Annotated in this window: 16 protein-coding genes; 2 read left to right on the plus strand and 14 right to left on the minus strand. The window is 44.9% G+C overall.

Features of this window, described 5'->3' with window-relative positions:
• Positions 1-347 precede the first annotated feature (347 nt).
• Positions 348-794 (plus strand): hypothetical protein, encoded by a 447-nt coding sequence (locus tag ACFVSO_RS24905; protein ID WP_387479054.1) that lies wholly within the window; start codon positions 348-350, stop codon positions 792-794.
• A 130-nt stretch (positions 795-924) separates the two neighbouring features.
• Here the strand turns inward: ACFVSO_RS24905 and ACFVSO_RS24910 are convergent, their stop codons facing one another.
• The 11 genes from ACFVSO_RS24910 to ACFVSO_RS24960 form a co-directional block, all read right to left on the minus strand.
• A complete protein-coding gene (locus tag ACFVSO_RS24910; RefSeq protein ID WP_387479057.1) occupies positions 925-1,164 on the minus strand; it encodes a hypothetical protein in 240 nt (79 codons plus the stop codon).
• Between the two features lie 675 nt (positions 1,165-1,839).
• Positions 1,840-2,208: a hypothetical protein gene (locus tag ACFVSO_RS24915; RefSeq protein WP_387479060.1), complete on the minus strand. Its 369-nt coding sequence runs from the start codon at positions 2,206-2,208 to the stop codon at positions 1,840-1,842.
• 225 nt (positions 2,209-2,433) lie between these two features.
• Positions 2,434-2,982 (minus strand): GyrI-like domain-containing protein, encoded by a 549-nt coding sequence (locus ACFVSO_RS24920; RefSeq protein ID WP_387479063.1) that lies wholly within the window; start codon positions 2,980-2,982, stop codon positions 2,434-2,436.
• Positions 2,983-2,984: 2 nt separating this feature from the next.
• Positions 2,985-3,848 (minus strand): AraC family transcriptional regulator, encoded by an 864-nt coding sequence (locus ACFVSO_RS24925; RefSeq protein ID WP_387479066.1) that lies wholly within the window; start codon positions 3,846-3,848, stop codon positions 2,985-2,987.
• An 880-nt stretch (positions 3,849-4,728) separates the two neighbouring features.
• Positions 4,729-5,745, minus strand: a complete 1,017-nt coding sequence (locus ACFVSO_RS24930) for an aminoglycoside phosphotransferase family protein (RefSeq protein WP_387479069.1) — start codon at positions 5,743-5,745, stop codon at positions 4,729-4,731.
• 464 nt (positions 5,746-6,209) lie between these two features.
• Positions 6,210-8,465, minus strand: a complete 2,256-nt coding sequence (locus tag ACFVSO_RS24935) for an ATP-binding cassette domain-containing protein (protein WP_387479072.1) — start codon at positions 8,463-8,465, stop codon at positions 6,210-6,212.
• 134 nt (positions 8,466-8,599) lie between these two features.
• On the minus strand, positions 8,600-9,268 hold the full coding sequence (locus ACFVSO_RS24940; protein ID WP_387479075.1) for a DUF998 domain-containing protein: 669 nt from the start codon (positions 9,266-9,268) through the stop codon (positions 8,600-8,602).
• A complete protein-coding gene (locus tag ACFVSO_RS24945; RefSeq protein WP_387479078.1) occupies positions 9,261-9,692 on the minus strand; it encodes a hypothetical protein in 432 nt (143 codons plus the stop codon). Before ACFVSO_RS24945 ends, ACFVSO_RS24940 begins: the two co-directional genes overlap by 8 nt.
• A 27-nt stretch (positions 9,693-9,719) precedes the next feature.
• Positions 9,720-11,027, minus strand: a complete 1,308-nt coding sequence (locus ACFVSO_RS24950) for an alpha/beta fold hydrolase (RefSeq protein WP_387479081.1) — start codon at positions 11,025-11,027, stop codon at positions 9,720-9,722.
• A gap of 102 nt (positions 11,028-11,129) precedes the next feature.
• Positions 11,130-11,450: an ArsR/SmtB family transcription factor gene (locus ACFVSO_RS24955; protein ID WP_387479084.1), complete on the minus strand. Its 321-nt coding sequence runs from the start codon at positions 11,448-11,450 to the stop codon at positions 11,130-11,132.
• Between the two features lie 183 nt (positions 11,451-11,633).
• Positions 11,634-12,062 carry a MarR family winged helix-turn-helix transcriptional regulator gene (locus ACFVSO_RS24960; RefSeq protein ID WP_387479087.1) on the minus strand — a complete coding sequence of 143 codons (429 nt, stop codon included), beginning with the start codon at positions 12,060-12,062 and terminating at the stop codon, positions 11,634-11,636.
• A gap of 157 nt (positions 12,063-12,219) precedes the next feature.
• On the opposite strand from ACFVSO_RS24960, the gene ACFVSO_RS24965 reads away from it, so the two are divergent.
• Positions 12,220-13,530, plus strand: a complete 1,311-nt coding sequence (locus ACFVSO_RS24965) for an amidohydrolase family protein (RefSeq protein ID WP_387479090.1) — start codon at positions 12,220-12,222, stop codon at positions 13,528-13,530.
• Positions 13,531-13,667: 137 nt separating this feature from the next.
• Here the strand turns inward: ACFVSO_RS24965 and map are convergent, their stop codons facing one another.
• The 3 genes from map to ACFVSO_RS24980 all read right to left on the minus strand — a co-directional run bounded on the left by map (position 13,668) and on the right by ACFVSO_RS24980 (position 15,723).
• Positions 13,668-14,450, minus strand: a complete 783-nt coding sequence (gene map, locus ACFVSO_RS24970; protein WP_387479093.1) for a type I methionyl aminopeptidase — start codon at positions 14,448-14,450, stop codon at positions 13,668-13,670.
• 5 nt (positions 14,451-14,455) lie between these two features.
• Positions 14,456-15,058, minus strand: coding sequence for a TetR/AcrR family transcriptional regulator (locus tag ACFVSO_RS24975; RefSeq protein ID WP_387479096.1), 603 nt, complete (start codon positions 15,056-15,058; stop codon positions 14,456-14,458).
• Between the two features lie 221 nt (positions 15,059-15,279).
• On the minus strand, positions 15,280-15,723 hold the full coding sequence (locus ACFVSO_RS24980; RefSeq protein ID WP_387479099.1) for a cell wall hydrolase: 444 nt from the start codon (positions 15,721-15,723) through the stop codon (positions 15,280-15,282).
• Positions 15,724-15,842 lie beyond the last annotated feature (119 nt).

The raw sequence follows: 15,842 nt of genomic DNA on the forward strand, positions 1-15,842 counted from the left end.
GCTGTTTAGATGAAAGCGTTTGGTTATTGTGACCAGGCGCTGTTTTCTTTTACACGATGTCGGCTGCCTTCCCCATTATGCTGTCTCCCTGCTCCTCATTTGTCGAAAGGTAAATATGTCTATATTCCTATTGAGAATGAAACATACATAAAATAGAATCTATGTAAGCGTCCTCCTTTCACTCTCTCAGCGTTGTTACACTCTTCCCTTTCCATAGTGAGTTGGACAATGAACTTCAAACTCTTTGGAAAGGAGAATATGGAACTTATTGAATGAACAATTTGCAAGATGACTCGATTTTGTATCCATTCGCTTGACTGAAAGTCCATTCTAAGGAGGAATCGTTAATGATGATGGAACAGCAAGTTATTTCGGATCGAATGATTAGAGGTACCGTGATGAAAAGAGCTTTTATCTCCGTCGTGCTGATGGTAGCCCTAATGGTTTCATTCGTGTCGTCGGCATCCGCTGCTTTTTCTTATACGAGCCCGATCTACAACCTCAGTGGCGGTACCATCTATTTTGGCAACGGCGTAATCGTCAACACCGGTCAATATTACGACACTCTTACCGTCAACGTGTACAAAAAAGAATGTACCACAACATCCACCTCATCTTGCACGAACGTATGGGTCGGTTCAAAAACCATTTCCCTGTCCTCTCAGCAATACGTCTATCCTGGCGCATCAGGCGCACCTGTAATCCCTATCGTTACAGGAACGACAGCAGGTCAATATTTTTATACATTGTCCGCTCCCGGCAGCTGGCATGTAATGGCTGGCATCCACAATTAAGCGTAAAAGCCACTCCTTGGGATCGCTTTCTTGATTAAAACAGCAAAAATAAAGGAATGGCGATGCTGAAGGAGTTCATCCTTGCATCGCCATTCAATATGCCCCGATTAATCTTTCTACTCCCATACTCTTAAGGCTCGTCTTCGTTCGTCGCTATCCGGTTAATAATCGAGAAGAGAATATGCAGAATAATCTTCGCTGCGACGATGACCGGAATGAGCACGACGACGAAGAGTCCCCAGAAGCGAAAGGGGTCCTCTTGATCAAGCGCGCCGAATGGCGCGGTCCGAAATACGTACAAACAATAAGAACCAAAGATCAGAAAAGTGCTGAGAAAATAAAAGATTGTTTTTTTCTCCTGAAAGAACAAGCGGAACGCCTTCTCGATATGAGTAAAGTTTGATATACACAATGTAAAATAAACCATACATCAAGTTAAGTGTAATTTAGCGGCAGCTGCTCCTGGATTGCATTGCAGAACTCTCTTTCACCGTCAGCGTAATGAACTCTGTCAAATGCCCCGAAGCGTAGCGTGATTTGATTTAATAACATTTAATATCAAATTGGCGCATTCATCCGGTTTCAAAGCTTCAGTATTTAGTTCTCACGAAAGCCAAAGCTTTCATAAAGCTTTTTAGCGACGAAGTTATCGGCCGCATAACAAATCCAGCAGCCAAGTTAAATATGGCGCGTCTGTTTTCCAGCGTAATTGTCTGAGAGTAATCATTCAGTTCTTCTCCCTTTATCCACTATCGTTTTGCTCCGCGGTCGCATATATAATATTACAGTTTTCACCATCAGCACATAGTTGTGCTGGTTTTATTTTTTATTAACGTAATCATGGAATGACTGGTAGTAGAAATGGAACAAAAACGCTTTTCTGTTCATTTGCAGCTAACTAGTTATTTGGCTTTTGTTGCGGTCGATGATAGTCGTAGGTAAAAAGCGATTCCGACAGCAGCTGTCAGGAATCGCTTTAGCTTGATTTTCTATGCAAGCTTGTTGTCTCAAGGGAGTCAACAAACGTTGACGCTTGGCAACAACCTTATTGGCGAATGATTAATACATCTCTTGGCGGTGTCCCCGTACGACGAATCTCGTTAATCTGAGCATTCGTCAGATTGCGTCCTACAAGAACGAGGGAAGAAGTTAAATCGTTAAAATCCCCCAGGCTAGCTACGTTCTGATTGCCGCGGAATACACGGAAGGAGCCTCTGAAATTAATATCTGAGAATAGTACAAGCGTCACTTGTCTTCTATTTACAACATTGCGCAATCTAAAGCTAGAGAGCTCATCATTGAAAACAAATGCGTTTAAGTCTCTGATCGCAACTCCGCCGCGTCTAAATAAAATCCTTCTCCCAGAAAAGTTATTATCTCTGAACAGAGTCAATCTCACATCTCGATTTGCCAATTCTATCAACCTCCATATCTGTGATTAAATAGATTATGAAAACTCACAATGGAATGATATGGATAAGAATCCTAAGTAAAATACCCGTTTCGCAAATGGAGATAAATAGCAGCGCCTTTCGTTGGCTAAAATAAAAAGAACCCTCCACTTCTGGAGAATTCTTTTATTGGTTGTAAATGTACCAATTGCAGCCTGTATGTAAAACTAATGTCTTCGTTTGTTTAGCTACACTTGTTTAATCGGTATATAAATATCAAGTATCAGTACTTTCTGTCCACTTCTTTGAGGCATTCCAAATCTTTGATCCGTATAAACTTCACATTTAAAGTAATTTTGCCAATCTACTTCATAGCCATTTTGACGAATGGCTTCTATTGTCAGTTGATCTGCATTCGGGTAGATCTCATGCTCTTCGCCCTCAATCCAAGTTTTTGCAATGGTACAAGCTGGTATGTCATATGCTACATATCCATCAGGCACAGGTGTATTCACTTTCATTAAAAAACCTGCAACGTATGTAAATGTTCCATCCTCACTGTTGAAATCTCTTACGTACCCCTCATATCCATTCGGCGTTTCGGCAGGGCAATATTCAGTCATGTTTGCAAGCGTATCAAATGTTCCGTCGGAGAAGCATTGTTGCCACAACGATGGAATCGTTGGATATTTTGATGGGAAAACAGGATTAAAGTTTTCAATCTTGGTTCTTATTTCTTTTCCAACCATCTTGTACGGACCAAACTCAACAAATTCATTTTTTTTCAATTTAGCCATAGTCATCTTCCTTTCTGAGTAATAGGAACCCACAGTTCATTTTGAGGAGAGTGTCCTGGAGGATAAAAGCATTCAACTGCTGGCAGGTCTGCCAGTACATAATCAGATGTTGGAACCCAATCCGTATACAAACACTTCCAAGTGCTTACGAGGTCGGCAGGATTTTGGGCTTCGAATACAACCCATTGGCCCTCAGGGAATGTTAACTTTTCCATATCCTCAGGTGTTTCTTTTTCATATTGTACCGCCAAGTAATAGAAGAAAGTATCATTCTTACCCCAGTCACCTTCTGTTAAAATGCCCAATATGCCATTAGGTGCTTTTTCTGAGTTTTCACCCATTAAACCAAGTAATTTGTCGCCAATGCCGTTCATTTGTGCTTCTTGCCAGAGCTTAGGTATGGAATGGTACGCATGATCCGTATTCACGCAATTTTTGAAGCCTGCAGCTGAAAATCCAGGATTTTTTTCAATTCTGTAGTTCATCTCTGCCCTCCCCTTAATCGAAATATGGAAAGACATACGTGGATAAGCCTTCAGGTTTACCCCTGATTTACGAGCTGATGTTGGTGAAATCCCGTGCAGCTCACGGAATGCTCGCGTAAAAGCAGCATGAGATTTATAACCATAGGTTTGCGCAATTTCAATCACACTTTTGTTGCTTTGTTGCAGCTCAAAAGCAGCAAGTGTCAGCCGCCTTCTTCTGATATAATCAGAAAGCGTCACCTCTGATATAAAGGCAAACATTCGTTGGAAATGAAAATTCGGGCAACAAGCTGCTTTTGCAGCTTGCTGATAATCGATTTCCCCACTCAGGTTGCCCTCAATATAGTCAATTGCCGCATTCATTCGATCAAGCCACTCCACTAATGGTCCTCCTTCCATACATAAGTCTAGCAGAAAAATAAACTGCTGCTTTGCAGTAGTTGTACAAAAAATGCAAAGAACTGTTACCTTACATTGAGTTATTTTCCAGTGATCTTTTGTTCTATTTCCTTTAAAGATAGATATATCGCTTGAAGGTAGAAAATAATATACAAGAAACCCAGAATTAAAATAAAAATCAAAAAATTCATGGTAGTCACCTCTTTCAAATAGTAATGCAGCTTATAGATGTTACTTAAACCTCAAGTCTATACCAGATAGAAATTGATGAGAGTTAAGCGCATGGGTATCATTAATGAACAATTAACAATCAATTATATCGTTGGGAATATCTTGCTAGGAGAGATTATAACAGACTCGACTATTGCAAATAAAGAAGTTGTAGCGATAAGCTATAAAAGCAAGGAATCTTGCACTAATTAAACAGAACAACAACTTCTAACTTTGAAAGTTTCTTTTATAAAATTTATTATTTTCATGCCCGTAAATTGAACAAACAGCCCATCACGCTGATCGGCTGCCTTGTTTTTTTAATTCATCAATCATCCAGCCTGAGTCTGTCGGTCCTGGATTGAACACCTTTGCTGTTCTATTCAGCCGCGCTAAACCGACTCGATCTTATCAATTACTGCCGACTTCATAGCAATGTATGCAAGATTATTCGAGTCAGGGTCTCCTTTTTCTTACTGCCATCTATCTGTTATGCCTTGTAGTTTCCACTTACCATCTTCTAATTGAAACAAGACTACTGATCTTTCCTGTAAGCAGTAAAGCTGCGAGCTTGTTTTCGCTGCTGCAGGTATTCCCTGCTTTATTCCTTGGCATATCGCTTCCAATCGTTTGGCTCAATCGTTACATTTATCTATCTGTTATTCATTTCATAGATTTTTTGTAAGGTATTAAGGTGCATTGCTTTATCTTCGAGCGACTCAGCGAATTTATACCAATCCACAAGCCTGTATCCGAACATAACAAGGATTAGTTCATGGATACAATGATCGGAGATATGGGACACATCCGCATATTCCGAGAAGCCCCTGTAATACGCTGGAATGCATTTTTGGTAGTACTCAATCATATGAGAGACGTCCACTTCATCCGTTATTAAACTCGCGATATCCTCGCCCATGTAACCCCATCCGGCGGTATCCCAATCAATAAGTACGATTTTATTGTCCGAATAGAATAGGTTGGCCACCCAAAAATCTCTGTGGCAAAGCACTATTGGCAGCTTTTCAATGCGACTGAATATTTCATCCGCGTTATTATCTATGTTTATGAGCATTTTACACAGATGCTTCGGAATTCCGCAGTCATCGGAGCGTATGTAATCATACACAACATCCCATGACCGATACCGCAGATAGAAGTTTTTCGTAAGCTCAACCTTGCTTAAGTTGGACAGATTCTGCATTACGTCTGGTCGTTCAGTGTATAGCTTGCCTTGAAATCGCCCCAATTCCTCGGCTATACGTGCATACATATCCGAAGTCAGATCTAAGCCTGATACCCCATCGATATATTCCATCCATAGCTGTATCTCATCGCCGTTCATCTCTGCGTGATAGCATTCTGGCCAGCAGAGCGATTCAGTGAAAGATTCACCGAAATCCGATGTATAAAGGTCGTATTCCCTGCGCCATGAATCTGGGTCGCCGTAGCGTTCCCATTTTCTCTGTGTTTTCCAAACCACCCTATACGGCAAACTTTCACCGTCGGAAACTTCAGCCATGCCCGTTACAAGCCGAACAGCTCCTACTGTCCCGCCTTGCAGCTCTTTGAGTTGATAATCTGCGCGGATTATCGTTTTATCGAGCATTTTACTCAAAACAAGCGCTAGTATTTCGGGCTTTACAAAGCTTTCATCATGGTTGTTCATTTCTTGTATCCTCCCCTTTACGTATAAGGTAACGCTCCCAAAGCTCTGGCGCTTCCGAATATCAACCTATCGGCGGCGTTTCAGCTTCAATTTAGCTAATTATTTCAATCAATCATTGAACCGATCCTCACCAAAAAAGTAATGTTATTTATTGGACATAAAAATACCGCGAACAAGCAGCCTCCTAAGAAGCTGCTGTTTCGCGGTGAAAAGCCAAAGGCCGGCGTATAATCAAAAAGGGAAACCATCTTCATCGTATCCCGTTAACAGCAGTATTCACGAAAGACATCTCCTATCGCGTGAAAAGTTGAAATCCAATTTCACTTCTATAGTGTGACATAACCCTTTGTGAGTCATCCATGGATCATTTAATTATAAACAAATTTTACCACTTCCATTTCATACGCCCCATGTGATTTTCCAAGTCTCCCACTTCAGTGCCGCCACCATAACTGTTACTGATCTTACTTTAAATATCTCCCTGTTAGCGATTGTTTCGCTTGAATGATTTGCGAAGGCATCCCCTCAAATACGATCTGGCCGCCCCTGCTGCCTCCATCAGGACCCATGTCGATAATCCAGTCAGCCTGGCTGATCACGTCAAGGTTATGCTCAATGACGATGACCGTATTGCCCCTTTCCACGAGCCGGTTCATGATATCCATAAGAAGACCGATATCCGACATATGCAAGCCTGTCGTTGGTTCGTCCATCACATAGATGCTTCCATCCTTATGAAGCTCGCTGGCCAGCTTGATGCGCTGACATTCTCCGCCCGATAGTGTACTGAGCGGCTGACCAAGCGTAATATAATTCAGACCGACATCGCTCATCGCCTGAAGCTTACGCAAGACGTCCTTCAGCTGGAAGAAGTCCAGGGCCTGTTCTACCGTCATCTCCAGCACATCCGCTATAGACTTTCCATGAAGGTTGTATGCTAACACCTCTTCCTTGAAACGTTTACCGCCGCATGCATCACATGGCAGCTTCACGCTGTCGAGAAAAGCAAGATCCGTATACACAACGCCTAGCCCTTGACAGCTCTCGCATGCTCCCTTGGAGTTAAAGCTAAATAAGCCTTGATTCACTTTATTGGCGGAAGCGAACGCTTTGCGAATGTCATCCATGATGCCCGTATACGTCGCGGGATTCGACCGAGTAGACACACCAACTGCGGATTGGTCGATGACGATTGCTTCCGGATGCTGATTCAGGAATAACTCGTTAATCAACGTGCTTTTCCCCGAACCAGCCACTCCGGTTACGACTGTTAATATTCCGGTAGGAATATCTACGTTCACGTTCCGCAAATTATGAAGAGATGCGTTCCGAATCGACAGCTTGCCGGACGGCTGTCTGCAATCTTGCTTCAGGACAAGCGGGCGTCTCATATGCTTGCCTGTCAGCGTACCAGATTCCAGCAAGCCATGGAAGCTGCCTTCATACACGATATTGCCCCCTCTGCTGCCCGCGTGAGGTCCAACGTCAACGATATGATCCGCCACCTTGATGACATCGGGATCATGTTCGACGACAATAACCGTATTCCCCTTGTCGCGCAGCCGCTGGAGCAGTTCGCTCAGTCGGTGCACATCGCGAGGATGCAACCCGACGCTAGGCTCGTCAAATATGTACGTGACATCTACCAAGCTGCCGCTCAAATGCTTCACCATCTTCACGCGCTGGGACTCGCCGCCGGACAATGTATCCGTTGCGCGATCCAATGTCAGGTAGTCCAGTCCAATATCTACAAGATGCTGCAGTCGCTCCGTCAAGGATCTGACGATTGGCACAGCAACGGCATCATCGATCTCTCGAACGAGTTTTATGAGCTGGCCAACCTCCATTGAAGTCATTTCTGCAATATTGTGTCCGTTAATCCTGCAGCTCAGCGCAGCCTGACTGAGTCTCGCTCCACGGCAACTCGTGCACGGACCCTCGGAGATGAAAGGCGCAACCGCTTTTTGGGTGCGTTCGGACTTCGTCTTCACGTCCTGCTTGATGTATTTATTGGTGAATTTCTCGATAATGCCTTCCACCGTCATATTCATCGCTTTACCTGCGAAATCCATTTGAACTTTCCTCGCCTTAGCGTATAGAAGACGCTCAAGTTCATCTTCCGAATAGGCGTCCAGCTTCTTGTCGGGATCTAGAGCACTCGATTGAATGACCATATTCCATTCCCATCCGTCCACTGCGTAATCTGGAAGCAGAATAGCCCCTTCGTGCAGTGATCTCGACATATCCACTGCTTTGTTCAAGTTTACTCCAAGCCTTCGCCCCAATCCGCTGCACTCCGGACACATCCCCTGCGGATCATTGAACGAGAACATGCTTGCTTGCCCGATATGAGGTTGTCCCACTCTTGAGAAAAGGAGACGAACAATCGGAGCAATATCGGTAATCGTGCCCACAGTAGAATGAGAGCCGCCGCCTAATCTCTTCTGATCCACAATGACGGCCATGCTTAAGTTCTCTATCGCATCCGTATCAGGCTGCGGAATTCGAGGCAGAAAGTTTCGCACAAACATGCTGAAGTTTTCGTTCAGCAACCGCGTCGATTCCGCTGCGATTGTATCAAAGACGATGGAAGACTTCCCAGATCCGGATACTCCGGTGAATATCGTGATTTTTCGTTTGGGTATACGCAAGGAAACATCTTTGAGATTATTCTCCCTCGCTCCAGTGATGACAATATGATTATGATCGTATGCAGGCATTCCTAACACCCTTTCTTCCGCAAACTGTAATTGAACTGAACGTGTCCATAACAGAAGTAAACCGGCTGCAATCGATATGCAGCCGGTTTACGAAACACGGTTTATGCCGTTCTCCCTGCTACCCACTCACTCTGCTATGATCTGTTAGAGGCTCCCAGCTTCGCTGCATGAATCCCGACAATGATTAGCCACGCAATGTCGGCTAAGATCAAAATGCGTCCAAACAATCCGGCCAAAACCTCAGGCCCAAATTGCCCGTCTTGCGGGATTTGCAGAATGAAAACGAGCATCGCGATGATTGAAATAACCGCGCTGGTAAGGAGTCTGTTTTTTATAGGTCTCCAAGCATCAAGTCGAGATAACGAAAGGCTAATCAACAATGCAGCTACCGGCGTATAGTCCAGCATCGCTCCGATAGAGTGCATCCTGCCATTAAACGTGGCATCATCCGGACTCATGGAGATAGGATCGGTCACGAAGATCCCAGCGATTATAACGCCAATTGCACTAATTCCAAGAATGACAAGTCCAATGTATCCCGTAACCGTGCGAATATGCGGGAAAATGGTAATCGCCACACTGATTTGGGCGACAGCCAGCAATCCAAAAGCCACGTGCATCATCCAACCAAAGTTGCCTAAAGCGTATTCGCTGATAAAGCGCCATGTCGGATCAAATTCAGGCTGCAGCAGATGAAGAATACTAAGAAGCAGTATGAACAATGCTCCAGAGAAGATCGACACAAGCGCAAATCTGGAGGCAGTCACCGTTAAAGGTTTTGCAACGACCAGCTGCTTAGCCAATACCCCATCCTCCCTCAGTCGAGACTCTCGTCATCGTGGATTCATATCCTCCACCGCCGGGATAATGCCATGCCCCCGTATTAGTGGTTCCATCAGAACTGAATTCTCCTTTAAAATAAGAAGGTGACCCTTTGCCTCCAGCCCAAATGACAAGCATATCCCCTTCTATTTCGTAAACATAATCAAACGTATTGCCCAGCGTATCGTAATAACGGGATTGAATATCCGCGCTAGCGCTCTCGCCGAACGGTTTCAAGTGTCCTATCATCTCAATGCCTTTCACTTCCTGTCCATCTTGAGATAGATGGACGCGCTGAATCAAAAAGTGTCCGCCTTCCATCCACTCATAGGTTACCGTTCCTTCTGCTCCGCCGCTAATATGCCAAGTACCGACCAGACGATTGAGTGTTTGAAGATCCGTCATCGTACCATTCTCCTCGCGCCATATGTCTTATGATTTGAAATCAAATACAGCCTTTGCCAATCCATCAGGAGCCATCATGACTGCAGAATGGTCTTGTCCAGCGAGAGAGTGAATTGCAGCCTTTGGCAATTGATTGACAAGCGCGCCTGCCGCGTCATGGAATAGCGGTTCGCTGTTCTCCCCTGTCATAATCAAGGTTGGAATGCTAATGTTCCATCTGTTCGCGGGAAGCGGGTTCCCCGACTGTGTGGTTCCCATAATCAGTCCATCATAAGCCAGCGTATGTGCCAGAGACTCCATCTTGTTCCAAGAAGAGTCCGCCTTCATGTATCCGATGTATTCACCTGGAATACCTAGAGCCTCGGAGGCGAAGTATTCGACTGCTTCTGATCTGTTCCCGGCTTCAATCAATGAATTCAAATGTTTAACGTAGTCACCAGGCACGGGCTTACGGCTGTCGTTGATAATGAACGGCGGTTCGTACAAATAGAGACTTGCGATCCGATTCCCTAGCAGGTTTGCTGTCTCAAGTGCCAACACGGCTCCGGACGAGCTTCCGAACAGGCAAGCTTGGCCGCCTGCGACTTCGATTAGAGCCTCGATATCTTCCACTTCTCTTGCGACTGCGTAAGGAGCAGTATCCGTACTGCGTCCCCGTCCACGGCGATCGTAATTGTATACGGTGTAATGAACCGACAAGTGCTCGGCTAACTGCGAAGCATCTTGATGGTCTGCGGCTGCCGAAGAAACCAAGATGAGTGCAGGACCAGTTCCTTGTTTGGTATAAGCAATCTGTGTGCCATCCTTTGAAGTAACCGTCTCCATCTTGTCACTGCCTCCCATTAAGTTTTCTAAGTATTCTTCCAGTCGATCGTAGGCATCCGTAAATCCTTCCATCATGCCCATTGCTTCTGCATTGTCCAATTGTTCGCTAGTAGCGAATCGCGTCACGATACTAATTCGTGTTCCTTCGCTTTTTTTCTCGAACAATACGGTTGTGTACATTTCACTGTCCGTAACCATATTCCACTCGCTGTCGGCAAAGGTGTCAGTATACACCAGTTTGTGCGGTACCTCTACCTCATCATACACAGCTCTGCAGTAGGCCTCTTCGCTGCTATTGTCATCCGCTTTTAAGCTGTATCGCCACACTCCGCCTGGCCGCACATCCATTTCATAAACGGTTGTCGTCCAGTCTTTCGGCCCCCACCATTTTGTAATATGTGTGGGTTCCGTCCAGCCTTCCCATACAAACTTGGCAGGAAGCGCAACGTTACGTTCGATAGTGAGTTCTCTGCGCTCGTGATTTTTACGTATGGTTGTTTTTCTTTTCATCTGCAGTCATCCTTTTCAGGTAGTTTTCAAGGGAATCCAGCCTTTTGTTCCAGACATCGCGGTAATTTAGCATGTAGCTCGCGATAAAACTGTTGATACCTGTCATAGATCCTCCTTCTTTTTGTAATCCTGCATATACTCCTCAAAATGGTCGAGACGTTCTTCCCATAGAATGCTGAAGGAATCAAACCATTCATCCAGCTCCTGAAACGGCCCGGCTTCAAGGCTGTAAATTCGCAGCTGTGCTTTGCTGCGTGCGCGCACCATCCCGGCCTCGCTCAAAATGCGTAAATGACGGGAAACGTGCGGCTGGCTGATACCTAGGGCTTGGACGATTTCTCCTACCGACTTAGGACCATTCCTAAGCAATTCAACAATGTTGAATCGATTAGGTTCGGCAAGAGTAAGTAACGTTAACTGCATGGTTGCTGATCTCATGTCCTTAATATATATTACGGTGTATATACATGTCAATATATATAAAGAGCATTTTATAGAATATAAGTAAACAAAGAAACTCCTAATGTATATAGGAGCTTCTTAGCGTATTTTTTAGTTATATTTTTGAAGATAACAAGGATGAACCGTTATAGGGAATCATCTTCTTTATATGCGCTCATTGATTTTGATCAACAATTTCTTTAAGACTTGCTTCTCCTCGTCGGTAAGGACTTGAACGATTTCTTCCTCCACCTTTTGGAATGAATCTTGAAAGTCTTCAATCAGTTCAATCGCTTTTGGCATTACATATATATTTTTTTGCCGTTCATTATTGGCTGGGATTTTGCGTTCGATGAACCCTTTTTGCTCTAGACCTTGAAGCATGCTTGTAATGCTAGCCCCACGTAGATGAAACCGATCTGCAAGGTCCTTTTGAATAATATGATTATTTTGATTCTCGTATATATAGTCGATTACCTTTCCTTGTTGAGCATTTAACCCGAGCTCTTTTATACTCTCGTCTGCTCTTTTCTTTAACTTAAGACCGATAATCTGAAACAAATCCAGATAAGGCGTATCCTTCCGGGATTGCATGATCGTCCCCCCTGTAATTGTTAGGAATCTAATTGTAAGTAAATAAACTATACAGCGATCCTATAGGCTTGTCAAACAAACATTAGTTTATTGACAGTTAGGTTTCTAACAGTTATACTTCGAAGTGTTGAATGGCATACACTCAGGAGGAATTCAAATGGAGAAGGCAACTCAAAATGCTGCGTTAGAACAAGTTACGGTGATTACAAATGTACGTATCTTTGATGGAGTTCAAATTATTGCGGCCAGACATGTTGCCATTAAAGGGGAGTCCATTATTTCAGTGGGTGGAGACCTTCCTTCCGAAGCAACGATTATAGATGGAGAAAATGCAACATTAATGCCTGGACTGATTGATGCACATGTCCACACTTCAATCGGCGGATTACGAGATGCCTTGAAATTCGGCGTTACAACAGAACTTGAAATGAACGGCGATTTTACTAAAAGAGGGCGCGAGATTCAGCTTAAAAATGTGAATGACGTCGCAGACGTCCGTTCTGCTGGCACAGCGATCACCGCTCCGGGCGGACACCCGGATGAATTACTGCCGGATGGAGATGAAATACCGGAATTCGTATTAAAGGAACTAGCGAAGTTATCGGAGGAAGACCGGGAAGCGATGCTGGCCGCATACGCTCACGATCACGAAGAAATACCACAAGTGACGACAGTGGAAGAAGCGATAAAACATGTGCATACCCAGGTGGAGAATGGAGCCGACTATATTAAGATCATGATTGAAGAAGGAACGGTCATGGGTGCACCTGGCCTGCCAGTATTAAGCGACGAGATTCTAAAAACAGCCGTGACAGAAGCCCACAGGTTCAATAAGCTGGTCATCGCCCACGTCTTGACGGCTCATTCATCGCAAGAAGCCATCGACTTTGGAGTCGACGGTTTAGGCCACTTGTTTATTGACAGACCCGAGTACACGTCCGAGTTAGTGAAATCCATAGCTGGTTCAGGCGCTTTTGTTACACCATGCTTGGTGTTGAATTCATCGATTATTGGAAATCCGGCATCGGAATTGGCGAATGATCCGCGTGTTCACTCCAAATTGAGTCCAGACTGGATCGATATATTAAACTCAAGCTTTAATACGTTCCCACAAGGCAATATGGAAAACAGCTTTAAGAATGTGATAGACCTTCACCGTGCCGGAGTTGATATTCTGGTAGGGACAGATGTCGCGCCGGTCCCCGTTCCGAACCTTGGCGGACTTGCTCATGGGGCCAGTGTCCACCACGAAATGCAGCTGCTGGTGAAGGCGGGGTTCACTCCGATCGAGGCTCTGCAGTCGGCTACTAGCAAACCGGCCCGTTGCTTTGGTCTTCAAGATCGCGGCCGTATTACCGAAGGTATGCGCGCTGATCTTATTCTCGTCAACGGTGATCCGACTACTCATATTTCGGATACCTTGTCGATCAAATCCGTGTGGTTTAATGGTTCACAGCAACTAGGTTAATCCGATTCGATTACCCAGTACAATAAAAACTAAAACTCCGTGCCAAAGGTCGGAGTTTTAGTTGAATGAATTGATTATTTTAAGTTCGATGCTCATCGCTTCCAGCAGATCTTATTAGTTAGCCACTGTTAAAGCTTTCAAATTGAGTTTGTAATCAACGCTGATTTTGATTTGCATAGTTCGGTCAATATAATCGGACCTTCCGCAGTAATGGCTATCGTATGCTCGTACTGTGCGGAAAGCGAGCCGTCAGCCGTTCTGGCGGTCCATCCGTCGTCATCAATCGTCATTAACGCTTTTCCGGCATTAAGCATCGGCTCGATTGTAAAAACCATCCCTTCCTTCAAGCGGAACCCTTTGCCCGGACTCCCGACATGGGGAAAGTTAGGTTCCTCATGCATCTCTCTTCCTACACCATGAGCGAGCAGATCGCGCACCACTGAGAATCCGTTGCGCTCCGCATGGGATTGAACCGCGTGCATCACATCGCCGATTCGGTTTCCGACAACCGCTTTTTCGATACCGAGATATAAGCATTCCTTCGTTACACGCATCAATTTACGCGCTTCCTCCGTCACCTCGCCGACCGCATAACTCCATGCTGAATCGCCGATCCAGCCATCCGCTTCCGCGACAATGTCGATGGTGACGATGTCGCCTTCCTTGAGCGGCTCCCTGCTCGGAAAACCATGTGCAATGACGTCATTGACAGACGCACATGTTGCATACGGATAGCCGTTGTAGCCTATTGTATAAGCCTTGGCGCCATTCTCCTTCAGGAACCGCACCGCAAACGTCTCAATATCGAGCGTTGTGACACCCGGCCGTATCCGATCTGCAATGGCTTGATGGAAAGCAGCGACAATTCGGCCGGCTGTTCTCATTTCTTCAATTTCTTCTTTCGATTTTAGAATGATCATTTCCTTTAATTCTCCTTTGACTGTAAGCCAGAAAAAATCATATCGACGATCCCTTCCACGTCGATCTCGTTCCGCATGTTGTGGTGGATATTTAATGACGCGTAACCCACAAGCGAACCAAAAATTAGATTAGCCCTTTTATCCGATGATTGGGAATCGATGCCATTACGAATCATTGCCACAAACGGCAAATAGATCCGTTCCTGAAATTCGGCAAACAGCTTGCTGAACCGGTTTCCCGGAAAGTGATGAAAATTATCCGAAACCGTTTTAAGTAAAATAAATATAGAAGGATCCTGGATGCAATTCCGCAGGAGCAGCCTGGAGAACGACGTGGCTTTAAGCAAACTGCTGCCGTCCCCCGATATAGCGGGCTGTATGGCCGACTCCGTTCGATTCAGGGCATCCCACAGTAAATCTTCCAAAAGCATGTGCTTATTTTTGTAGTAATGATATACGGTTCCATAGCCGAGCTCTGCTTTGACCGCAACATCTCGTACTTCCAATTGAATGCCCTTCTCCAAATATACTTCCGCAGCCGCTTGCATAATTTGGTTCATCCGCATCTCCCGGATCGCATCATTCTGTTCTTTGGTACGTGGTGACATGGCTCCTCCTTTTTAGACCTACTGCAATGTCAATGTAAAAACTAATATACATCAATTCGAAGTAAGGATCAAGTACTTCAACCTTACGCACAACTTTATTCCGCTAAACTCAAAAAAGCCGCGATATTCGCGGCAATTAATGAGATAAAGTTCTAGCCAACTGACACATGACTGCGACAAGGCTGGTTAAGAGATCCTGATGAGCTCATTTCGTTCATGAATTAATACGTATTATAGATATTATCACATTCACCCGGAGTCGGTTCATAAAAACAGTGCTTCTTCCATCGTCCTGCGAGCGGCTGATTATACCAAGTTGGCGGACATGGTCCGGGATTTTCGAATGATCCTGGGCGGAAATACCACAGGGAGTATTTGCCTGGCCAATTCCGCTCCCCATTCACAGACCGTTGCGCCAGACGGCGTTCCCTTTCTCTTGCATTTTGATAATACAAACTATGTTGCAACGCTTCGAACGCATGCGGCTGGTTGATCATTTGGGGAATGGTCCGGATATCTTTAAAATCGGAGCAATTCCCTCTTATCCGGTTAATGCCAACATTGCCAACAAGGAGCATGCCCATTTCGCCTTCGGTTTCAGCCTCAGCTCGAAGCAACCTTGCCAACATCTTAATGTCCTGTTCCCTGGCTTTTACGACTGCCATTGGCTCACCTCTTTAGATTTCTAGACTCATCATATTGTAGGTAAAGCGGATGTGTTACTTAGTTTGCATGAAAAAACCGGACCCTCACAAGGAATCCGGTTCTTATATTAGCTAGCAGT

The organism is Paenibacillus sp. NPDC057967 (genome assembly GCF_042887015.1).
In the GTDB taxonomy this organism is placed as follows: domain Bacteria; phylum Bacillota; class Bacilli; order Paenibacillales; family Paenibacillaceae; genus Pristimantibacillus.

Bases quoted from the DNA above. Each gene is read 5' to 3' on its own strand.
- ACFVSO_RS24920 (WP_387479063.1), bottom strand. From the start codon at position 2,982: ATGGCTAAATTGAAAAAAAATGAATTTGTTGAGTTTGGTCCGTACAAG.
- ACFVSO_RS24945 (WP_387479078.1), bottom strand. From the start codon at position 9,692: ATGACGGATCTTCAAACACTCAATCGTCTGGTCGGTACTTGGCATATT.
- ACFVSO_RS24980 (WP_387479099.1), bottom strand. From the start codon at position 15,723: ATGGCAGTCGTAAAAGCCAGGGAACAGGACATTAAGATGTTGGCAAGG.
- ACFVSO_RS24975 (WP_387479096.1), bottom strand. From the start codon at position 15,058: ATGTCACCACGTACCAAAGAACAGAATGATGCGATCCGGGAGATGCGG.
- map (WP_387479093.1), bottom strand. From the start codon at position 14,450: ATGATCATTCTAAAATCGAAAGAAGAAATTGAAGAAATGAGAACAGCC.
- ACFVSO_RS24960 (WP_387479087.1), bottom strand. From the start codon at position 12,062: ATGCAATCCCGGAAGGATACGCCTTATCTGGATTTGTTTCAGATTATC.
- ACFVSO_RS24935 (WP_387479072.1), bottom strand. From the start codon at position 8,465: ATGCCTGCATACGATCATAATCATATTGTCATCACTGGAGCGAGGGAG.
- ACFVSO_RS24950 (WP_387479081.1), bottom strand. From the start codon at position 11,027: ATGAAAAGAAAAACAACCATACGTAAAAATCACGAGCGCAGAGAACTC.
- ACFVSO_RS24965 (WP_387479090.1), top strand. From the start codon at position 12,220: ATGGAGAAGGCAACTCAAAATGCTGCGTTAGAACAAGTTACGGTGATT.
- ACFVSO_RS24930 (WP_387479069.1), bottom strand. From the start codon at position 5,745: ATGAACAACCATGATGAAAGCTTTGTAAAGCCCGAAATACTAGCGCTT.
- ACFVSO_RS24955 (WP_387479084.1), bottom strand. From the start codon at position 11,450: ATGCAGTTAACGTTACTTACTCTTGCCGAACCTAATCGATTCAACATT.
- ACFVSO_RS24905 (WP_387479054.1), top strand. From the start codon at position 348: ATGATGATGGAACAGCAAGTTATTTCGGATCGAATGATTAGAGGTACC.